22 protein-coding genes are annotated in these 21,514 nt (G+C 36.8%); 14 read left to right on the top strand and 8 right to left on the bottom strand.

Annotated elements, in window-relative coordinates:
* Positions 1-2: 2 nt before the first annotated feature.
* Positions 3-701, bottom strand: a complete 699-nt coding sequence (locus tag AYC65_RS11485; protein WP_034871108.1) for a VIT1/CCC1 transporter family protein — start codon at positions 699-701, stop codon at positions 3-5.
* Positions 702-861: 160 nt separating this feature from the next.
* The gene (locus AYC65_RS11480; RefSeq protein WP_034871107.1) at positions 862-1,281 is read right to left on the bottom strand and encodes a GNAT family N-acetyltransferase; all 420 of its coding nucleotides are present in this window, start codon (positions 1,279-1,281) and stop codon (positions 862-864) included.
* Positions 1,282-1,423: 142 nt separating this feature from the next.
* On the opposite strand from AYC65_RS11480, the gene AYC65_RS11475 reads away from it, so the two are divergent.
* Positions 1,424-2,341 carry a hypothetical protein gene (locus AYC65_RS11475; protein WP_234300316.1) on the top strand — a complete coding sequence of 306 codons (918 nt, stop codon included), beginning with the start codon at positions 1,424-1,426 and terminating at the stop codon, positions 2,339-2,341.
* A 21-nt stretch (positions 2,342-2,362) separates the two neighbouring features.
* Here AYC65_RS11475 and AYC65_RS11470 read toward each other — a convergent pair whose 3' ends face one another.
* A complete protein-coding gene (locus tag AYC65_RS11470) occupies positions 2,363-3,283 on the bottom strand; it encodes a DMT family transporter (RefSeq protein WP_034871105.1) in 921 nt (306 codons plus the stop codon).
* Between the two features lie 128 nt (positions 3,284-3,411).
* On the opposite strand from AYC65_RS11470, the gene AYC65_RS11465 reads away from it, so the two are divergent.
* Entirely contained in the window at positions 3,412-3,882 is a 471-nt protein-coding gene (locus AYC65_RS11465; RefSeq protein WP_034871104.1) for an Lrp/AsnC family transcriptional regulator, read from the top strand.
* A gap of 82 nt (positions 3,883-3,964) precedes the next feature.
* Here the strand turns inward: AYC65_RS11465 and folP are convergent, their stop codons facing one another.
* Complete coding sequence (gene folP / locus AYC65_RS11460) at positions 3,965-4,825, bottom strand: dihydropteroate synthase (RefSeq protein WP_052114770.1); 861 nt, start codon at positions 4,823-4,825, stop codon at positions 3,965-3,967.
* A gap of 53 nt (positions 4,826-4,878) precedes the next feature.
* On the opposite strand from folP, the gene AYC65_RS11455 reads away from it, so the two are divergent.
* From AYC65_RS11455 to AYC65_RS11420, 8 genes are all read left to right on the top strand, one after another.
* A complete protein-coding gene (locus AYC65_RS11455) occupies positions 4,879-5,415 on the top strand; it encodes a DUF1599 domain-containing protein (protein WP_034871103.1) in 537 nt (178 codons plus the stop codon).
* Between the two features lie 41 nt (positions 5,416-5,456).
* On the top strand, positions 5,457-6,542 hold the full coding sequence (locus AYC65_RS11450) for a BT_3928 family protein (RefSeq protein WP_034871102.1): 1,086 nt from the start codon (positions 5,457-5,459) through the stop codon (positions 6,540-6,542).
* Positions 6,543-6,593: 51 nt separating this feature from the next.
* Positions 6,594-8,063, top strand: a complete 1,470-nt coding sequence (locus AYC65_RS11445) for a M28 family peptidase (RefSeq protein ID WP_034871101.1) — start codon at positions 6,594-6,596, stop codon at positions 8,061-8,063.
* 45 nt (positions 8,064-8,108) lie between these two features.
* Positions 8,109-8,462, top strand: coding sequence for a hypothetical protein (locus tag AYC65_RS11440; protein ID WP_034871100.1), 354 nt, complete (start codon positions 8,109-8,111; stop codon positions 8,460-8,462).
* Between the two features lie 33 nt (positions 8,463-8,495).
* Positions 8,496-10,622: a S9 family peptidase gene (locus AYC65_RS11435; RefSeq protein ID WP_034871099.1), complete on the top strand. Its 2,127-nt coding sequence runs from the start codon at positions 8,496-8,498 to the stop codon at positions 10,620-10,622.
* A gap of 22 nt (positions 10,623-10,644) precedes the next feature.
* A complete protein-coding gene (gene tpiA, locus AYC65_RS11430; RefSeq protein WP_034871098.1) occupies positions 10,645-11,403 on the top strand; it encodes a triose-phosphate isomerase in 759 nt (252 codons plus the stop codon).
* 36 nt (positions 11,404-11,439) lie between these two features.
* Complete coding sequence (gene prmA, locus AYC65_RS11425; protein ID WP_034871097.1) at positions 11,440-12,267, top strand: 50S ribosomal protein L11 methyltransferase; 828 nt, start codon at positions 11,440-11,442, stop codon at positions 12,265-12,267.
* 62 nt (positions 12,268-12,329) lie between these two features.
* Positions 12,330-13,274: an SH3 domain-containing protein gene (locus tag AYC65_RS11420; protein ID WP_234300314.1), complete on the top strand. Its 945-nt coding sequence runs from the start codon at positions 12,330-12,332 to the stop codon at positions 13,272-13,274.
* A gap of 86 nt (positions 13,275-13,360) precedes the next feature.
* Here AYC65_RS11420 and AYC65_RS11415 read toward each other — a convergent pair whose 3' ends face one another.
* Positions 13,361-14,206 carry a M23 family metallopeptidase gene (locus AYC65_RS11415; protein WP_034871163.1) on the bottom strand — a complete coding sequence of 282 codons (846 nt, stop codon included), beginning with the start codon at positions 14,204-14,206 and terminating at the stop codon, positions 13,361-13,363.
* 189 nt (positions 14,207-14,395) lie between these two features.
* On the opposite strand from AYC65_RS11415, the gene AYC65_RS11410 reads away from it, so the two are divergent.
* From AYC65_RS11410 to AYC65_RS11400, 3 genes are read left to right on the top strand one after another with little or no spacing between them, the layout of a single operon-like run.
* Positions 14,396-15,406: an NAD(P)H-dependent glycerol-3-phosphate dehydrogenase gene (locus AYC65_RS11410; RefSeq protein WP_034871095.1), complete on the top strand. Its 1,011-nt coding sequence runs from the start codon at positions 14,396-14,398 to the stop codon at positions 15,404-15,406.
* Positions 15,407-15,434: 28 nt separating this feature from the next.
* Entirely contained in the window at positions 15,435-16,916 is a 1,482-nt protein-coding gene (mqo, locus tag AYC65_RS11405; protein ID WP_034871094.1) for a malate dehydrogenase (quinone), read from the top strand.
* Positions 16,916-17,515 (top strand): DUF1684 domain-containing protein, encoded by a 600-nt coding sequence (locus tag AYC65_RS11400; RefSeq protein ID WP_034871093.1) that lies wholly within the window; start codon positions 16,916-16,918, stop codon positions 17,513-17,515. Before mqo ends, AYC65_RS11400 begins: the two co-directional genes overlap by 1 nt.
* A gap of 123 nt (positions 17,516-17,638) precedes the next feature.
* On the opposite strand, the gene AYC65_RS11395 is transcribed toward AYC65_RS11400, so the two are convergent.
* The 3 genes from AYC65_RS11395 to AYC65_RS11385 all read right to left on the bottom strand — a co-directional run bounded on the left by AYC65_RS11395 (position 17,639) and on the right by AYC65_RS11385 (position 20,737).
* A complete protein-coding gene (locus AYC65_RS11395; RefSeq protein WP_034871092.1) occupies positions 17,639-19,006 on the bottom strand; it encodes an MFS transporter in 1,368 nt (455 codons plus the stop codon).
* Between the two features lie 17 nt (positions 19,007-19,023).
* Complete coding sequence (kduI, locus tag AYC65_RS11390; RefSeq protein WP_059333885.1) at positions 19,024-19,854, bottom strand: 5-dehydro-4-deoxy-D-glucuronate isomerase; 831 nt, start codon at positions 19,852-19,854, stop codon at positions 19,024-19,026.
* A gap of 118 nt (positions 19,855-19,972) precedes the next feature.
* Positions 19,973-20,737 carry an SDR family NAD(P)-dependent oxidoreductase gene (locus AYC65_RS11385; protein ID WP_024566487.1) on the bottom strand — a complete coding sequence of 255 codons (765 nt, stop codon included), beginning with the start codon at positions 20,735-20,737 and terminating at the stop codon, positions 19,973-19,975.
* Between the two features lie 196 nt (positions 20,738-20,933).
* Here AYC65_RS11385 and AYC65_RS11380 point away from each other — a divergent pair, with 196 nt between their 5' ends.
* Positions 20,934-21,410, top strand: a complete 477-nt coding sequence (locus AYC65_RS11380; RefSeq protein WP_034871162.1) for a GNAT family N-acetyltransferase — start codon at positions 20,934-20,936, stop codon at positions 21,408-21,410.
* The last annotated feature ends 104 nt before the right edge of the window (positions 21,411-21,514 follow it).

The raw sequence follows: 21,514 nt of genomic DNA, 5'->3' as shown, positions 1-21,514 counted from the left end.
ATTTATGAAGCATTGACTCCGAATAGGTAGCCTACCAGAGCAGTTAGTGCCATTGCAGCAGTCCCCCAGAAACAAATTCTTATAACTGCAGTACTTATTTTAGAACCTCCGGCTTTAGCGGCTACAGCCCCCAGAATCATGAGGAATATAATGGAAAAACCATATTCGTAATACAGCATTTGTGGTATTGGCGCAAATATGGCCACAAGAAATGGTAATATGGCTCCTACAGTAAATGAGGCAAATGATGAAGCAGCAGCTTGCAATGGTCTTGCCGTTGTAATTTCGTTGATCCCCAATTCATCACGGGCATGGGCTTCCAAAGCATCATGTTTTGTGAGTTCCTCTGCTACTTCTAAAGCCAGTTCAGAGTTTAGTCCACGAGCTTCATATATTTTGGCCAGTTCTTTCAATTCTATCTCAGGAATACGTTCTAACTCTTTAGCTTCTCTTTCCAAATCAGCTTTCTCCGTATCAGCCTGAGAACTTACCGATACATATTCGCCAGCAGCCATAGACATTGCGCCGGCAACAAGACCTGCTAATGCAGCTAGTATAATTGCTTCTCTGGAAGGTGTAGCGGCAGCTACACCAATCGTGATACTGGTAGTAGATAAAATACCATCATTAGCCCCAAGAACAGCAGCCCTTAGCCAGCCTACACGATTTACATAATGTTTTTCTAAATGATGATGCGTCATTTCCAGATTTTTAAAGAATGATTGAGAAGTGAGAGATTTGATACTTACGTAAATTTATGCAAAAATCTGGTTAAAAGATAATGGAAGTGGCTGATTTACTTTAGTGAATGAAATTTTTAAATTGCCTAAATAAAATTAATCCAAATCATTTTCTTTTTGATTAAATCTTCTTCTGATAAAAATAACGGGAAAATCCACGTGGGAAATCCTCTTCTGTTCCTACTTTTATAAATCCCAATTTTTCATAAAACTCCGGAGCCTGATAAGAAAAAGTATTTAGGCTCAGGTAGCTGCATTTTCTTTTTTTAGCTTCTGTTTCTGCGGCAGATATCAGTTTCGATCCTATACCTCTGTTTCTGTAATCCGGATGGACAGCCAGACGTTTTATTTCTAAGGTTCCCCATAAAGAACGGCCAACGATTCCACCAATAATCTTTTCACCATCATAGATTACAATTTCCACATCTTCATTGATTTCATCTTCAAAAGAAACAGCACGTTCCTGATTGTACTGGTTTAGAAAATCGGTTATTATTTCATCGTGATTCTCTGTGATTATGGAACTGGTTTCGATCTTCATACAAAATATTTAAATTAAAATACAGGCTTTATGCGGAATAAATATATTGTTTTTAGCAGCCAGAGTATATAAAAAAACAATATATTTAATCAAAAGCAAGTGTATGAAAATTATGATAAGGTTATATGTTATATTTTTTTTGATGTCAGGTGCACTAATCCCGGCTCAATATAAGAATACAGATGTTGAAGGAGTCTATAATGGAGGGGGTACTTCTTTTATTATCAAAAAAGACAATACCTTTTTAGTTGTTGCAATGGGTACTCTGATAAAAGGGACATGGGGTATTGATAAAAATACAATAACATTGACTCCTAAAAATCCTGATGCTCCGTTTTATCTTTATGCAAGAAAAAATCCGGATATAAAAGGCGGAATGCGGTTAATGATTTCCGGAAACGACTCTGCTAATGATATTTATGTAGGTGTCTTTCCGAATAAAATGAAGCGTTTTTTTAATGAGGAAGCAAACTGTTTTGACTATCCTTATATACATCGTTCCAAAGAGCTTCCCGAAATTCTGACTTTTATAGATCAGACGAAATCAGACAATCCTTATCAGCTGCAAGTGCAGAATATGATGCAGCATTTTCAGACAGCAGGTTATAATGATTTTATTGTACAGTATATGAGTCCTAATCTTTATCATAATCCATTCCGGTTTGAAATAAAAAAAGAAGGATTAAAATCTTTATTTGATACAGATAGTAAGATTATCAAAAAGCAGAATTTAAAAGAATTCTTTAAAAATGAAAAAGAACTGCAGTTTTTAGAAGACTCTTTTGATATGGCTTATAGTACAGATGTTAAACTTGTCAATTATGCTTACAATACTAATGATGATATGTCCGAAAAAATAGATATAGCTCAATACAAATACGATCCGGTACGTAACGTTTATGTCAATCCTTATGCACCATCCAAAAGTTTAAATTATAAAAGTGATGATTTTCATTATACTGATGTCCTAATGAAGTTTGACAGGATAAAATCTGAAAATAAAACAGTTCCGGACTTTAAACCACTTTCTGGTTCTGTATTCGTTGCAAAATGTCAGTAAAAGCTCTGTTAATCTAAAAGATTAGGTACCAGACAGGCGCAGGGTTTTTTCCTTTTTGGTTTCATAGCTCAGCAGGAATATTGTAGATATGATCAGTAAGCTCCCAATCCAGTCGATATAAGTAAAAGGTACATGTAACCACAATACTGCAATAATAGTTGCCGAAAGTGGTTCGCCGGAAGCCAGAAGACTGCTTTTTTGACCACCAATTAGCTGAACTGCTGTCAGGTAAAAATAGAATGGAATTAATGTTCCGAAGATGACAATAAATGCAGTATACAGATATGCTTGGGTATCCCAATGCCCTTCAGCATGCCATGGAGCTTTTACAAAGGAAAAAGCAATGCCACCAATCAGCATTCCCCAGCCAATAATAACCGCTGAATTATATTTATGGAGAAGCTTTATAGGCTGTATAGTATAAATAGCCAGTGCGAAAGCTGAAGCTATACCGAAAAATAAAGCGGTAGAGGAAATATTTAGTCTTCCCATGTCACCATGTGTTACCAGTATAAAAGTACCAAGAACCGCAAAAGCTATGGCCACAAAGTCTATAAATCTGGGAGCTTTTTTGTTTTTAATGGCCAGGTAAACAGCTATGATTACAGGTCCCGCATATTGTAATACGGTAGCAGTAGCGGCATTAGAATGTTTAATAGCTGCAAAATAAGTATACTGAACCATTAGCATACCCGTAATTCCGAATAATACCAGTTTTATTGAATCTTTTTTATCTTTCCATACTGCCCATAAATCGGGGTTTTTACCAAATACACCAATCGATAAGAGTATTGCACCAGAAATAAGCATGCGGACGGTAATCATCCATTCTACGCTAATACCTCTCTGTTGAAATAAAAATTGTCCGAAGGTGCCGGATACTCCCCATAATGATGCAGCAATAAGTGCTAAAAGAAAGCCTTTTGTATTTGTACTTTTCATTTTGTTGTGAAAGATTAGGAATAAAATTAGTTTGTCATATTTATTTCACGAAATTACTTCAAAACACATGTGTTTTTTCTTTAATTTTAACCTCTTATTTGCAATTTTGTTTCATATTAAACCTGCTTATGGAAGATTTGGATAAATTCGATTTACAGATTCTGGATATTTTACAAAAAGATAACCAAACGTCGCAACGGGATATTGGCGATAGAATAGGACTTTCTGCAGCTGCAGTACAACGACGTATTAAGCGGATGCGCGAAAATAAAATTATTACATCAGATATTTCTGTAATTGATTCGGAAAAAGTAGGCGCCCAAATTCTTTTGTTTGTAGAAATAGAACTGGATACAGATAAAATTGAATTTATAGACGAAATAGAGAGAACCTTTAGCAAAGTGCCTCAGATCCAGCAATGCTATTATGTAACCGGAGAAGTTGATTTCGTATTGGTAATGGTCGTCAATACAATGCAGGAATATGAATTGCTGACAAGGCAGTTATTCTTTAGTAATACCAATATCAAACGTTTTAAAACTTTTGTCAATATGCATACGGTGAAAAATGGCCTACAGATTCCTATTCCGGGAAAATAGAAAATAGAAGTTAGAAATTAGAGTTAGAAAATGTAGAGTAAACAATTCAACGATTAACCGATTTAACAATACAACAAGTAAATCAATAATTATTCAGGAAAAGATCAATTGTTTTTTTAGTTTCAGCAACATCGTGTACCCGTAAGATTTTTGCTCCCTTATGCAGTAATTTTAAATGTAACTTTTGGGTTTCTTCTACGATTTCCAAAGGTGATTTGCCCAGAGATTTGTAAATAAAAGATTTTCGGGAAATACCAATAAGTAAAGGAAGTCTTCCGAATCCGAAATATTCAGCTTCTTCAGTCATTGTATACTGGTCTTCTATTGTTTTTCCGAATCCAAATCCGGGATCCAATATAATATCGTGTACCCTTAGTTCTGTAAGCTCCCAGACTTTTTCAGAGAAAAACTGATTGATACTAAGTGTGATGTCCTTGTGCTGTATTTTATCATGCATCTCTCCAAAGCTTGGATTAATATGCATGAGAATATAAGGTAATCCCGTTTCAGCAGCCGTTTTAAACATTTGGGGATCAAACTGACCGCCTGAAATATCATTAATGATATCCATTCCCTCATCAGCTGCATATTTTACCGTCTCAGCATAAAACGTATCAACAGATATCAGCGTTTCCGGAAACTCTTTTTTTAGTAATGAGATTACTTTACCCAAGCGTTCTATTTCCTCCTTTGCATCAATCTGCTTTGAGTTAGGATTGGTAGACTGAGGTCCGATATCGATGATAGAAGCTCCTTCCGAAATCATTTTTTCAGCGTGTTCTAAAGCTGCTTTTTCCTGACCAAATTGCCCGCCATCAGAGAAAGAATCCGGAGTAAGGTTCAGAATTCCCATGATGAGTGGTTTTTCAAGGGAAACTAATTTTCCACGGCAATTGATACTAAAATTATGATTTACAGAAAGTTGTTTTTTATAAGTGTTCATCAGCTTTTTCGCTTTAGGCTAAATTTGTATCTTTGGCATTACAACGCTAATTTATGCAAAATACAGCAATTGAGTTTGATGAAATAATCTCCGAGTGCAGAGATTTGTTTAGTAAAAAAATGCACGATTACGGAGCTGCGTGGCGGGTATTGCGCCCAAGTTCTATTACCGATCAGATTTACATAAAAGTGAACCGTATCCGTACCCTGCAAATGACGACAGTAAAAATGGTAGATGAAGACGAAAGGGGAGAATTCATTGCTATCGTTAACTATTCTATTATTGGATTAATTCAGCTTGAAAAAGGACTTGCCGAATCGCTGGACGATGATCAGGAACAGATTATCCAACTGTATGATCATTATGCTAACGAAGCCAAAGAGCTTATGCTGCGTAAAAACCATGATTACGGAGAAGCGTGGCGTGAGATGCGCATTTCTTCTATTACGGATTTGATCTACCAAAAAGTACTGAGAACAAAACAGATTGAAGATAACAAAGGAAAAACTTTAGTTTCCGAAGGTTTAGATGCCAACTATTTCGATATGCTGAACTATGCCGTTTTCTGTCTCATCAAAATGAAAGATTAGTTAGCTGAACTAAAATTTATTAAACACCATAATTATATAAGATGAAAAGATTTATCAGAGTTTTTGTAGCCATTATATTTATTATATCGGGCTTTGTAAAAGCAGTAGATCCTGTAGGATTTTCCTTTAAACTGGAAGAGTATTTCTCGCCTTCAGTGTTTAATATTCCTTTTCTGGAAAAACTGGCATTGCCTATCGCTATAATAGTCGTTACAGTAGAGCTTCTGTTAGGCGTTTTGCTGTTACTGAAAATAAGAGTAAAACGTACATTACTCTCACTTCTTATCATCTGTATATTCTTTGCTTTCCTTACTTTCTATTCTGCATACTTCAATGTAGTAACGGATTGTGGCTGTTTTGGTGATGCGCTGAAAATGACACCATGGACCTCTTTTACAAAGGACATGGTATTGTTGGTACTGATAGCGATATTGCTTAAAATGTATAAAAATGACGAAAGCAATAAAGTACATTTTCTGAAAAGTGGTTTCCCACGAATGACGTTGTTTTTGTTAAGCTGTATTTTCCTTACTGTTATTATATTGAAAGGGATACTGGGAGAACCTTACATAGACTTCAGAGATTATAAAATCGATACAGATCTGAAAGCTGAAAAAGCGAAAATAGAAGCTAATCCTTCCGAATACGAAGTTTTCTATACCCTGAAAAATACGAAGACAGGAGAAGAGAAAACAATGTCACAGAACGACTATCTTTCTACCAATATCTGGAAAGATGAAACCTGGCAGATAGAGTCTGATAAGACTAAGGAGAAACTGAAAAAGCAAGGTTACGATTCTACTATTAAAAACTTTAAGATTACAGATTCAGACGGACAGGATGTTACTGAGCAGATCCTTAATGAACCAAGAATTATAATGATCTTTACCTATAAGCCTGAAAAACTATCGAAGGAAATGATTAACAAAATTGAAAACGGACTTCTAAGCAGAAAGTCTAAAGTATATGCGGTTTCTACACAAGAAAATACCTTTACCAAAGTGCCACATGGTACGATGGATGGTACAGCTATAAAAACTATTGCACGAAGCAATCCTTTTGTACTGATTCTGGAAAACGGAAAAATTGTTTTCAAGCAGGAAGCAAAAGATTATTTTAATAATTAAGAATCTTGATGGCTCTGATATTTTACATAGTAACCAGGTTTAATTAACAGAATGAAAAAGAAATATTTACAAGTGGTTATTGGTCTGGCGTTTTTTTGTCTGGGCAATGCACAACAGTATAAAAATCCGTTGGTTTCAGCTATCAAAGAATCAGATCTTAGAACAGATATGTTCGAGATTGCTGCGGATCAATTTCGTGGCAGGGAAGCGGGAACTCTGGATGAACTTAAGGTATCTATGTGGCTGGCTAATAAAGCCAGTGAGTCCGGAATGAAACCCGCAGGAGATAACGGAACTTTTTTTCAGTTTTATGAAATGTACAGACACCAGGTGTCTCCACAGAGCAGTCTGAAGATTGGAGATCGTGATTTAAAATTATGGAAAGACTTTCTGGTAACGGAACCCGTAAATGCTAATATCAATGCTGATATGTTATATGCCGGAAATGCAGAACCGGAAGACTTACAAAAATTAAATATTAAAGGAAAAGTTCTTGTTGTCAACAGTTCGGCAAAAGGGATAAAACAAGATATGTTTCTTTTCCAGAGACGGTATCCGGGATTTGTAAAAGCAAAATATTATAATACAGCTTTTAAGCTTGGGGCAAAGGCTATTATATTTATTACCGATGACATTGCTGAAAAAAGCTGGGTAGAAGTATATCCGCAAATGACAAGAGGATTGTATGGTGTTGAAGGTCTGAGAGAGAAAGTAGAGAACAATATGCCTGTTGTATGGATTAGAAAATCTGATGCAGACCAGTTGAAAAATAGTACTAAAGTTTCATTAAATCTGATGACTGAAACTTACAGATATCCTTCTGTAAACGTTATCGGCAAAATAGAAGGCACAGATCCGAAATTAAAAAATGAATACGTTCTGATTAGCGGCCACCAGGATCATGATGGAATACGGCATCCTGTAAAGAATGATACAATTTATAATGGTGCGGATGATAATGCCAGTACCTGTGTTGCCATGCTGGCAATGGTAAGAGCCTATAAACTGCAGCCTGGTAAAAGAAGTATTCTTTTTGTATTTCATGGTGCTGAAGAAAGAGGATTATTGGGATCCAGATGGCATGCATCACATCCTGTAGTTCCAAAAGAGCAAATCGTTGCTGTACTGAACGGGGATATGATCGGGAGGAATAGTAATGATGAAGCAGCTTTATTAGGCGGAAATACTCCGCATAAAAATTCCGAAGAGCTTGTGAAAATGGCTGAAGAGGCTAATAATGAAGGAACAAAATTCAGATACCTGAAAGATTGGGATTCTCCTGAACATGCTGAATATTTTTACTTCAGAAGTGATCATCTTCCATATGCAAGGATTGGAATTCCGGCATTGTTTTTTACCAGTGTTTTGCACAATCAGTACCATACCCCTCAGGACGAGTCGGAAAATATCAATTACAAAAAACTGTATAAGATGACAGAATGGATGTACAGAACTTCATGGAAAGTAGCCAATGAATCTCAACGTCCGGGTTTAATTCCTAATTTTTCTTTAGAAAGATAGAAGATGGAATTTTAATAACTAAATTTGAAAAAGAAACATATAAAAATGACACATAAATCGAACAAATCAATCGCAGGATATCATCTTTTAATGATTCTTTCTGCTGTAGATTATAAATTTCATCCGGGAGAAGAAAAAGTAATTAAAGAATATATAGAAGATGAGTTTCCTTTCTTTGTAAGCCTTGATGCTGAAACAGAAATAATAGCCAATCTAAGCCCTGGTGAATGGGAGAAACATTTTGAATTCCATGCACAGTGCTTTTATGATGATTCTACAGAAAAAGAAAGAAAAGATTTTCGTCAGTTTGCTAAAAAACTAATTAAAGCAAACGATGAGGTGAGCGAAGAAGAACACCAGTTTTATTCCTCGATGAAATCTATCTGGAAGATGAAATAATACAAGACAAAACACAACACCAAAAGCGAATATATGAAAAATAAATACTTAGGATTAATACTTATGAGTACGACTATACTTCAGGCTCAGCAATTTCCTGATATAAAAGCACCAGTTGCCGAAAAGCAGGAACACATACGGGAAATTCACGGTGATAAAGTAAGTGACCCTTATTACTGGATGATAGATTACTTCAAAAAAGGAGCTAACTCCGAAAAAGTTGTAGACTATCTGAAAGCTGAAAATACTTACTGGACAGGGATGATGAAGGATACGGAGCCTTTCAGAGAAAAACTTTTCCAGGAAATGAAGAACCGCATCAAGGAAAAAGATGAGTCTGTTCCTGTTTTCAGAAATGGTTATTACTATTATACCCGTACAGACGCTGGTAAGCAATATTTTAAATACTGCCGGAAGAAAGGTGACCTGAAAGCTCCCGAGGAAGTACTCTTAGATGTAGACAAACTTGCAGAGGGACATGCCTACTATGCTGCATCAGGATTTAGTATAAGCCCCGATAATATGAAAATGATTTATGGGGTAGATGATGTATCCAGAAGACAGTATAAACTTTTTCTGAAAGACTTATCTACAGGTAAAACAACAGATTTAGGGATAATCAATACAACGGGATCTGCAACATGGGCCAATGATAATAAGACTATTTTCTATACAGCTAAAAATCCCGAAACACTTTTAACAGAGAAAATTTTCAGACACAGCTTAGGAACCGATCCTTCAAAGGATGTATTGGTTTATGAAGAAAAAGATAAAAGTAACTATATCGGAGTTGGAAAATCCAAGAATGAGAAATTCATTATGATCTCTTCAGGGGCTACAACCTCTTCCGAAATAAGATATCTGGATGCAGATAATCCTGCAGGAACATTCAAAGTTTTCCAGCCGAGAATGAAAGATGTAATATATGATGTTACGCCATTGGAAGACAGATTTCTAGTTACAACCAACAAAGATGCTTTAAACTTTAAAGTTGTAGAGACTCCTTTGGACAAAACCGGAGTTGAAAACTGGAAAGACTTTATCCCGCACAGAAAAGATGTGCTAATGCAAGGGATTACAGAATTCAAAAATTATCTGGTATTTAGTGAAAGACAAAATGGACTTTCACAACTGGTAATATATGACAGAAAAACCGGTAAAAAAGAGTTTCTGAAATTTGATGAACCTGCATATACCGTTTATTCCTCCGGAAATCCGGAATATAATACCGATAATTTCCGTTTCGGTTATACTTCTATGATTACGCCGAGTTCTCAGTTTGAACAAAATTTGAAAACGGGAAAAAGAATATTATTGAAACAACAGGAAGTCTTAGGTGGTTATGACAAAAATAACTATGAAACCGAAAGACTTTTTGCTACAGCAAAAGACGGGACTAAAATTCCGATTTCCATTGTTTATAAGAAAGGCTACAAGAAAGACGGAAAGTCTCCTTTGCTTTTATACGCTTATGGTTCCTACGGAAGTTCTATGGATGCCACATTCAGCAGTACAAGATTAAGCCTTCTGGACAGAGGATTTGCTTATGCCATAGCACATATCCGCGGTGGACAGGAGATGGGAAGACAGTGGTATGAAGACGGTAAAATGATGAAAAAGAAAAATACTTTTACCGATTTTATTGATGCCGGAGAATATCTGGTGAACCAAAAATATACTTCTCCAAAACATTTGTACGCTCAGGGTGGAAGCGCCGGAGGTCTGTTAATGGGAGCTGTTGTAAATATGAAACCCGAACTGTGGAATGGTGTAATTTCTCAGGTTCCGTTTGTAGATGTTGTGAATACAATGATGGATGAAAGTATTCCGTTAACCACAAATGAATATGATGAGTGGGGGAATCCTAATAATAAAGAAGCTTATTTCTATATGAAGTCTTATTCTCCATACGAGAATGTAGAAAAGAAAAACTATCCTAATCTTTTGGTCACTACAGGTTTACACGATTCTCAGGTACAGTATTTTGAACCTGCGAAATGGGTGGCGAGATTGAGAGATATGAAAACGGATAAAAATGTACTGATGCTGAAAACCGATATGGACTATGGTCATGGCGGAGCTTCAGGAAGATTCGATTATCTGAAAGATGTTGCCTTAGTATATGCTTTTATGTTCAAATTAGAAGGAATTAATAAATAACTTAACAAAACTTATATAAACTATGAGAAAGAAAATCGTTGCAGGAAACTGGAAAATGAATAAAAATTATACTGAAGCTCAGGAACTAATGCATGAGTTAGACAGATATAAAAAGCATAATGCTATCAACTGTGAGGTTTACATTGCACCACCGGCACTTTATATAACTACTGCTAAAAATATTTTCTTAAATGATAACGTAGGTGTTTTTGCTCAGGATATGTCGGAACACACCAGCGGAGCTTATACTGGTGAGATTTCAGCTGATATGTTGGCTTCAGTTAATGCAACAGGTGCTATTATTGGCCACTCAGAAAGAAGACAATACCACGGGGAAACAGACAGCCACTGCAACAGAAAAGTAAAATTAGCTTTAGATAATGGTCTTGTGCCAATCTACTGTAACGGAGAAACTTTGGAGCAGCGTAAATCTGGACAGCATTTTGAGGTTATTAAAAACCAGACTGAAGTTGCGCTTTTCACTCTTTCAGCAGAAGAGATTAAAAAAGTAGTAATCGCTTACGAACCGGTTTGGGCTATCGGAACCGGAGAAACTGCTTCACCAGAGCAAGCTCAGGAAATTCATGCACATATCCGTTCACTTATTGCTGCTAAATACGGGCAGGAAGTAGCTGATGAAATTTCTATCCTTTATGGCGGAAGTGTAAAACCGGATAATGCAAAAGAAATATTCTCTAAACCAGATGTGGACGGAGGTCTTATTGGTGGAGCTGCATTGAAAATAGAAGATTTCACTGCAATTATTAAGGCTTTTGACTAAACTTAAGCTAACTTTGCCAATTGCAACATTTTATAAATGACACAATACTTAGAATTCGATTTTAAAATAGAACCTGTAGAGCCTTGGAATGAAATTCTGATGGCTGAACTGATAGAGCAGGGATTTGACAGTTTTACTGAGAACCCGGATGGGATCTTAGCTTATATTCAGGCGGAATTACTTAATGAAGAAGAGCTTAAAAATCAGTGGCTGCTGAATCATGATGATGTGAAAATTTCTTATACCTATAAAGAAATGCCTAACATCAACTGGAATGAAGAATGGGAGAAAAACTTCCAACCGATTAATGTAGAAGATAAAGTTTTAATCCGTGCAGAATTCCATGAATCACAAGGATTGGAAGAAGAAATTATCATTCAGCCGAAAATGTCTTTCGGAACCGGGCACCATGCTACTACATATCTTATGATCCAACAGATGATGGATATGGATTTCCAGGGAAAACAAGTACTGGATATGGGGTGTGGAACTTCTGTTTTAGCTATTTATGCTAAAAAGAAAGGCGCTTCAGATGTTTTAGGAATCGATATTGATGAATGGGCAGTGGAGAATTCCAGAGAGAACGCAGAACGTAATAATACACCAATGCGTGTAGAATTGGGAACTGCTGATAACCTGGGACAGGAAAAATTCGAGATTATTTTAGCGAATATTAACCGTAATATTCTTATCTCCGATATTCCACGATATGTTGAGGTATTGGAGCCGGGAGGTTCTTTATTGCTTTCAGGATTATGTTTCTTCGATGTAGACGATATTTTACAGGTCTGCGAAGAACAGAATCTTCAGTTGCAGAAGAAGTTACAAAGAGAAGAATGGGTTTCATTACTTCTGACTAAATAAAAATAAAGCCGAATCTAGTAAGATTCGGTTTTTTCTTATCTTTGAGAGCATTAATGATGATTATGAAAAAAACAATTTATTATTTTTTAGCTCTTAATATTTCTACCTTATATTTTGCTCAGGAAACAGCTGCTGTCGAAGTTGCTGTAAAGGCGCGGGATGCTTCGGATAAAGCTGCAGCTATTGCTGTACCAGTGGAAGAAGCTTATGAAAATTATATATTTCACAAAGAGGTTGGAAGTACGGCTAAAATTTTTGTAGATAAAACCAATATCAGAGATCTTCCGGGGCTTACAGGGAATGTTGTAGATGCTTTGCCGCAAGGGACTTCTGTGAAAATTGTTCAGGAGACCAATATTATAAACAAAATACAGGAAAGAAGTGCCCAGTGGTACAAAATCCAGTATAATGGAAAGGAGGGATATGTCTGGGGAGCCAATCTAAGTGTAGCCAATAAGCTATTAGATGGAAAAGAATTTCTTTTTGGAGTTAGCGGAACTCAGAAGGTTATAGATATAGAAGGCATCAGTAGCAATGCATTAAAAGGAGAGGTAAGTGTTCTGGAAAAAGGAGAGCTTTTAGGTTCCGGAGTTTTCAATGCAGGTACTATGGAAAATATTGCAGGAGTTGAATTTAAGGTTGACAGAACTAAAAAATTCAAAAATATTGACTATATCATAGATGTATCTGTTTCTGGTGAAGCTTGTGGTATACCTACCTATAAACAAACTTACTTTATGAAAAAGGAAGGATTCTTAGTAGCCTTACCATTGTTGCAATCTGTGGCAGATGCTGGTATTTATTACCATTCAGAAGACTATAACTTTACCGGAAAAACTGCAAATCAGTTTGTCATGACGACAGAAGAGGCAGAAAATGCTAATCCGGATAATGATGAATATAAAATGGATGGATTTACCAAAACGGCTGTCTATGAATGGGATGGCGACAGAGTTATGGAAATGAGTTCTTCAGTCAAAAAATTTAAAGGAAAAAAACTGCAGTAAGAATTTAGTATAACCGGACATCAATCTGGTTAACGATATATAAATAAAACCCTCACATCTGTGAGGGTTATATTTTTTAGCTCGGTTTATTTTATTCCCAGAAATAATCTTGGGTTAACCGGAGTATTATTCTTATGTACTTCGTAATGAAGATGTGGTCCTGTGGAACGCCCTGTATTTCCTGACTTTGCAATGACTTCGCCTACTTTTATTTGCTGATTAGGACTTACCAATACGCTGGATAAATGTCCATATAAGGTAGCTAATCCATTTCCGTGAGATACAATAACACAGTTTCCGTAACCACCTTTCTGACCTGCAAATATTACAGTTCCCTGTGCAGCACTTCTTACATCAGAACCAAAAGGAACGGCAATATCCAAACCTTTATGAAACTGCATAACTTCCGGATCCTGGGTTGGTTTTACTGTAGCTGTTGCAGTTCCTGCAGAATCCGTTTTAGGAAGGTTTACACCAGCCATCACAATTCTTTTTGGAGGAATAGGATTCTTTCTGACACCAAAGTTAGATGAGATCTCTCCGTTGGTTGGAATCCCAAGAGGAATTTGCTGAAGCTTTGTCTGATAATCTACAAGAGCTTGCGTATACCGGTTGGCCTGCTGGCTTAAGTAAATACCGTTTGAAAGATTTTCAGCATCCAGAGATTCAATTTGTGGAGCCTCAATATTATTAGATGCCAAAAAGTTGGAAAGACTTTTAACAACTCTGTCCAACTGTGTAAGGTTGTTTTTTACTTCCGTATAATCCAGACTGTCTTTTTTATCTTTTATTTGTACCAGATTCACCTGATAGACTTTATCATCTTTTTTGTTTATAAAGTTTATCATAACTACAGCTTGTACCAGAACAACAGCTAATAAACCATATATGGTATATCTTAGATTCTTACGGGACGAAAAAAAATGTTTCATAAGCATGAAATGTTAGGGAGGCAAAAATAAAGAAAATATTATAAAAAGTTCACTGGCAAAAGTTATATTATGTTGTCAATCTGTTAATTAATGTTAAATATTTTAGCCCTTTTTCCTGAATAAATAAAGGCCAAAGTCTTGAATGTTTTATTGGTTAAGTTGTATATTTGTGGAACCTAAATTCTAATAATGGCTAAGAAGAAATCCGGGAACGGTATTAGCGTCGGCGTTGTAGGGAGCGGGAGTTTTGCTACTGCAATAGTAAAGATGCTGACAGAAAACTGTAAAACGATTCACTGGTGTGTAAGAAACGAATTTGTAAAAGGAGCGATAGAACTAAAAAAGCATAATCCTTCATATCTTACAGCTGTACTTTTTAACCTCAAACAGTTGCAAATAACAACAGATATCAATGAACTGGTATCTGCCTGTGATGTTATTATTCTGGCAACTCCCTCTATATACCTTGGTAAGACTTTAGAACCTCTGAATGTTGATCTTCAGGGAAAACTATTTGTATCTGCAATTAAAGGGATTGTACCAGAACAAAATGATATTGTTGCACATTTCCTGAGAGAAAAACACAATATTGGTTTCAGAAGCCAGGCTGTAATTTCTGGTCCTTGTCATGCTGAAGAAGTTGCTATGGAGAGACTTTCTTATCTTACGGTTTCGGCTGCTGAAGAAGAAAATGCTGCCAAAGTAGCTAAACTTTTGGAATCAGATTTCATCAAAGTAAACAAATCTTCGGATATCTTAGGAAACGAGTACAGCGCAGTCCTGAAAAATATTTATGCAATCGGTGCAGGTATAGCAGCAGGTCTGGGTTATGGAGATAACTTTAATGCAGTATATGTTTCCAATGCAATCCGTGAAATGGAATTGTATTTGGATGCAATCTATCCGGAACCAAGAGATGTGAACCAATCTGCATTCCTTGGAGACTTATTGGTAACGGCATATTCTTTATTCAGCCGAAACAGAATGCTGGGGAATTTAATAGGTAAAGGATATACTGTAAAATCAGCAATCCAGTCTATGAGTATGGTGGCGGAAGGTTATTATGCAACAAAAAGTATTTATGAAATCGGAAAGGAAAGGAAATTAAAGCTTCCGATTGTTAATACTGTGTATGAAATCCTATATGAGGACAAGAATGCTGAAAAGCAGTTCAAGAAACTAACAGCGAAACTTAACTAATCCTATAATATAAAATTGTTATAATAAAATGAATCCGAAACCTAAATACGATGTCGTTCTTATTGGCGGAGGTATAATGAGTGCTACTTTGGGTACTATGTTACATGAGTTTGACCCAAACCTGAAAATTGCACTTTTCGAAAGATTAAAAGATGTAGCCCGCGAGAGCTCATCTGCGTGGAATAATGCAGGAACAGGTCACTCTGCTTTTTGTGAACTGAACTATACTACTGAGAAGAAAGACGGCTCGGTAGACATCAGTAAAGCTGAAAAAATTGCAGAACAATTTGAAATTTCAAAACAATTCTGGGCTTATCTGATTAGCAAAGGATATATTGATTCTCCCAGAGAGTTTATCAATTCCTGCCCGCATATGAGTCTGGTATTTGGAGAAAAAGATATTGAGTTTCTTAAAAAACGTCATGAGACAATGATAAAATCCCATTTGTTTGAAGGAATGGAATTTTCTGAAGATCATGGTAAACTAAAAGAATGGGTTCCTTTGGTTATGCGTTCACGTAATGCTTCTGAAAAATTAGCCGCTACAAGAGCAACAATGGGAACAGATGTAGACTTTGGGGCTTTAACCAAAAAGTTGGTAAAACACCTTGAAGAAAGCTCTAACGTTGAAGTATTCCGTTATCACGAGATCAAGGATATAGATGATAACAATGGTAAATGGAGAATGAAAATAAAAGACAGGTTAAACAACCATCCTGTAGAAGTAGAGGCAGATTTTGTTTTCATTGGAGCAGGGGGGTATGCATTGCCTCTTTTAGACAGTTCAGGTATTGAAGAAAGTAAAGGTTACGGAGGTTTCCCTGTTAGTGGACAATGGTTGGTGACCAAAGATCCTGAGCTTATTGCAATGCACCATGCAAAAGTATATACACAGGCTACTGTAGATGCACCACCAATGAGTGTGCCTCACTTAGACCTTAGAATTATTGATGGAGAAAAGGCTTTGCTTTTCGGGCCATTTGCAGGATTCTCTACTAAATTCCTTAAAAACGGAAGTTACCTGGATTTACCGGAAAGTGTAAACTTCAAAAATATCCGTTCTTTATTCGGTGCATGGTGGCATAATCTGTCATTGACGAGATACCTGATCAGACAGGTAACGATGAATAAAGATCAGCGAATTGCACACCTTAGAGATTTCATTAAAGATGCTAATGCCGACAAATGGGAATTAATGGTTGCCGGGCAAAGAGTACAGATTATTAAGAAAGATGATGCTGAAGGAGGTAAACTGGAATTCGGAACCGAGGTTGTAACGAACAAACAAGGAACTATTGCATCTCTGTTAGGCGCTTCTCCGGGGGCGAGTACAGCAGCTTTTGCCATGATTAATATTCTTGAAAAATGCTTCGGAGACAAGCTTCAGAAAGAATGGAGAGATAAGCTTCTGGAAATGGTTCCTACCTACGGAAGAAAGTTAAAAGACAGTGCTGAGCTTACAAACAGAGTGAGAAATTATACTAAAGAAAAGCTGGAATTAGATTACTAATGAAGTATCTGTTTGTTTTCCTGTTTAGCATTTTTGCTTTTGGACAAAAAGCCGAAATAAAAGAGATTCAGAAATTTCAGGCTGACCTGAATGCTGAATACAAAAATCCTAAAGAAAGCCCGTTACGCGGAGATTTACTAAAGGATTTTAAAGCAATACCTTTTTTTGATATCGATCTTAAATACAGTGTAAAAGCTAAGCTGGTTCCGACAAAAGATGCAGAAGTTTTTGAACTGCCTACATCTTCCGGGAAAACAAAAAAGTATAAAGAATATGGAACTGTAACCTTCTCTTTGGAAGGCCAGCAATATTCACTAAAAGTATACCAGAGTCAGGATCTGATTAAAAAGCCAAGCTTTAAAGATCATCTTTTTCTGCCGTTCAGAGATGCAACTAACGAGAAAGAAACTTATGGTGGGGGACGTTATATTGATTTGAGGATTCCTAAAAAGGATCATCTGATTATTGATTTTAATAAAGCTTATAATCCTTATTGTGCATACAATGCTTTCGATTATAACTGTCCTATTGTACCTATAGAAAATAAACTTCCTGTAGAGATAAGAGCAGGAGTAAAGTATGACGATATTTATCACTAAAATGAAATCCCCGGAACTTCCGGGGATTTTTTTATGTAATGCTGAGGTAAAAGTTAGCTGTTTTTTGAACTTTTCATAACATTGGTTCTTTTGTACCTTTTGTGGTTGGTATAATTTTATTCTCTATAAATCCGTAATAGGTTTGTATTTCGGAACCAAAATTTTCATAATACCCCATGCCAGAATATAGGCAATAGCGCAGTAAGTAAACATAATGGAATATCCGGTTTCAATACTGCCTTTCTTTTCGTAAAAATCAAATAACGGGCCTCCTATTTTTGAGATAATTACACCGCCAATACCACCAGCCATTCCGCCAATACCAGTCACGGATGCTACTGTTTTTCTCGGAAACATATCAGACACTGTAGTAAAGATATTAGCACTCCATGCCTGATGTGCAGAAGCGCCGAGGCCGATAAGGATTACCGGAACCCAGTAGCCGAATGAACCCAGAGGCTGAGCGGCCAATACAATTAAAGGACATAATGCTATAAAGAACATGGCACGCATTCTTCCGTCATAAGCCTGATATCCTTTCTTAATAAAATACATAGGGAACCATCCGCCTGATATACTGCCGACCATTGTCATGCTATATAATACAAACAAAGGGAGAGCAAGCTCTTTTCCACTCAGATGATATTGCCCTTCCAGATACTTAGGAAGCCAGAATAAGAAAAACCACCATACACCATCGGTCAGGAATTTTCCGGTAGCAAAAGCCCAGGTTTGTTTATACTGTAGCAACCTGAACCATGGGACTTTTTTAGCATCCTCAGGGTTCTCGCTTTGATCTACTGTTCTATCAACATCACTACGGATATAAGCCAGTTCTTCGGCAGAAAGCTTTTTCTGTTTTTCCGGTGTTTCATATAAGAGAAACCAGAAAATTAACCAAAGAAAACCTATACCCCCGATAATCATAAATGTAGATTCCCATCCGTACTTTTCAGAGAGAACAGGTACTGTTAATGGAGCCAGAATAGCACCGATATTACTTCCTGAATTAAAGATTCCGGTAGCTAAAGCACGTTCTTTTTTAGGGAAGTACTCGGCTGTGGTTTTAATAGCTGCGGGGAAGTTTCCGGATTCACCAATTCCTAATACTGCCCGAGCGATGACGAATCCCAGTATAGATACAGGAACGCTCGCCAGGCCAACCCATCCCATAACAGAATTGGCTGCGTTGCCAATATCTATAGCATGTGCATGCATCATAGCTCCAAGGCTCCATATAATAATAGCAATGGCAAATCCCCATTTTGTGCCTAGTTTATCGATAAACCTTCCAGCAAAGAGTAGAGATATGGCATATACAAACTGGAAGACTGCTGTAATATTTCCGTAGTCGCTATTGCTCCAGCCAAACTGATGGGTAAGCTCCGGGGCCAGAAGACTGAGAACCTGGCGATCTAAATAATTAATTGTTGTAGCAAAGAATAAAAGACCGCAAATTGTCCACCTGTATTTTCCGATACTTTTTTCCATAATCTAAACGCTTATGGTTATAAAAGTACATTTAAAGGAGCCGGGTCCATATCGTCGTATCGTTTGTTTTCGCCACCCATTCCCCAGATAAATCCGTAATTGGAAGTACCGGCACCAAAGTGTAGACTCCATGGTGGTGAAATAACGGCCTCATGGTTTTTCATAATGATATGGCGCGTTTCCGTCGTTTCACCCATCATATGAAACAATCTTTGTTCTGCATTCAGATCGAAGTAAAAATAAATCTCAGTTCTGCGGGTATGGGTATGTGCAGGAATTGAATTCCATACACTGCCTTCTTCCAGAACAGTAAGACCCATTACGAGTTGGCAGCTTTGGATTCCTGCTTCATGGATATACTTGTAAATTGTTCTTCTGTTAGATGTTTTACCATCACCCAGCGTTACAGGAGCTGCCTGTTCTTTTGTGTATTTTGTTGTAGGGTATTCCTTGTGAGCAGGAGCTGATAATAAATAATATGTAGCGGGTTCAGCAGGATTGTCACTGAAAAAAAAAACTTTTTGTGCCCCTTTACCTACATACAGACAATCTAATTTATCCAGTGCATACTTTTCACCATCTACTTCTACAGAACCTTTTCCACCTACATTAATAATTCCTAATTCTCTTCTCTGAAGAAAATAATCGGCTTTTAGTTCTTCATGTGTCTTCAGTTCAGTAGATTGTTTTATAGGCTTGGTTCCGCCTATAATAAGTCTGTCGTAGTGTGAATATGTAAGGCTGATGTTGTCTTCAGTCATAAGGTTTTCCACCAGGAATTCCCGGCGTAAAGATGCAGTGTCCATCGTTTTGACCTCACGGGGACTGCTCTCAAATCTAATTTGCATAGTTGTAATGTTTTTATGGTTGTTAGTTTTTATTGTGGTCACCAAGAATATTGTACTGATTACATGGTATTTCAATACATATTCCTGACTTTATTACACAGCTGATTGTGGAAAGAAATTAACGTCCCATCCATCCGCCGTCGACAGTAAGAATTGTACCGTCAACATAATCACTGGCTGAAGATGAAAGAAAGACTGCGGGACCTGCAAAATCTTCCGGAGTGCCCCATCTGCTTGCGGGTATTCTGTCCAGAATAGCTTTACTGCGCTCTTCATCGTTACGTAGAGCTTCCGTATTATCTGTGGCGATATAACCTGGTGCAATACCATTTACGTTGACACCTTTAGAAGACCATTCGTTGGACAAAGCCTTGACTAAGCTGGCCAAAGCTCCTTTGCTGGCAGCATAGCCCGGAACATTGATCCCGCCCTGAAAGCTTAATAAAGAACAGGTGAATATAATTTTACCCTTCCCCTGATCGATCATTTTTTTTCCTATTTCACGAGCCAGGATAAATGGTGTATCCAGATTGATATTGATTACAGAATCCCAGTATTCGTCAGGATGTTCTGCAGCAGGTTTTCTAAGAATGGTTCCGGCATTATTGATAAGGATATCTATATGTGGATGATTGGAGTTGAGCTGCTGAATAAATTCATAGACATTATCCCTGTTTTCAGCATCCATCTTATAAAAATGGAAATTCCTTCCCAGTTTTTTTACCTCCTGTTCTATTTCAGAATTGGCTTCTATACTACGGGATGCAATAATAATATCAGCACCTGCCTGAGCGAGGCCTATAGCCATTCCGCGGCCAATACCTTTATTGCCTCCTGTGACCAGAGCAGTTTTACCGCTAAGGTCAAATAATTTGTTCGTCATGGTTGGTTTTAGTTTTTCCAAATATATAAATTAATTATGAAGTATGAATGACTAAATATAACCCCCTGTTAATTATTCATCATAATGTGATAAAAAGATAAATGTATATCGTCATAATAGATATTTTTAACAATTTGTTAAAATATAAAATAGATTATTAGTCTAAATTTGAGCCTAAAATCTGATGACAATTAATATGGTTAAAATTCTTGAATACCAGACAGAACATTTTGCAGACCTTACCTCTTATACATTACCCGAAGAACAGGCTATGTTTTCCAGAATACCGGCAGAAGTGCTGAACAACCCCAGAATAGATGATGAAACGGATCGATTTTACTATACAATTATGTATAATGATAAAGCTGTAGGATTCTTTCTTCTGGAATTTGCGCATGACAGATGGTATAAGCCTCAGGATGAAACAGCTGCATTATTAAGATCGCTTACTCTAAATCCTGAATTTCAGGGAAAAGGGATTGCCAAGGAAATGATGATACAACTTCCGGATCTGGTAAGAAAACAGTTTCCTGATGTAAGAGAAATTGCTTTTGGAGTGAATTTTAAAAATATATCAGCTTATCAGATGTACCTGAAGGCAGGATATCAGGATTCCGGTGAAAGTTTTGACGGGCCTAAAGGTCCACAGCATATTATGGTTAAGGAACTGTAACTTCAAAGTTTTATCCTTTTATATATATCCCGAAATACCGAATAATTCGAAGAAATTTGAATTCTGCTTTTTGAATAATGTTGTAAATTCGTTTAAAAATAAAC

The organism is Elizabethkingia bruuniana, from assembly GCF_002024805.1.
In the GTDB taxonomy this organism is placed as follows: domain Bacteria; phylum Bacteroidota; class Bacteroidia; order Flavobacteriales; family Weeksellaceae; genus Elizabethkingia; species Elizabethkingia bruuniana.
This window is presented reverse-complemented; position numbering and strand designations above follow the sequence as displayed.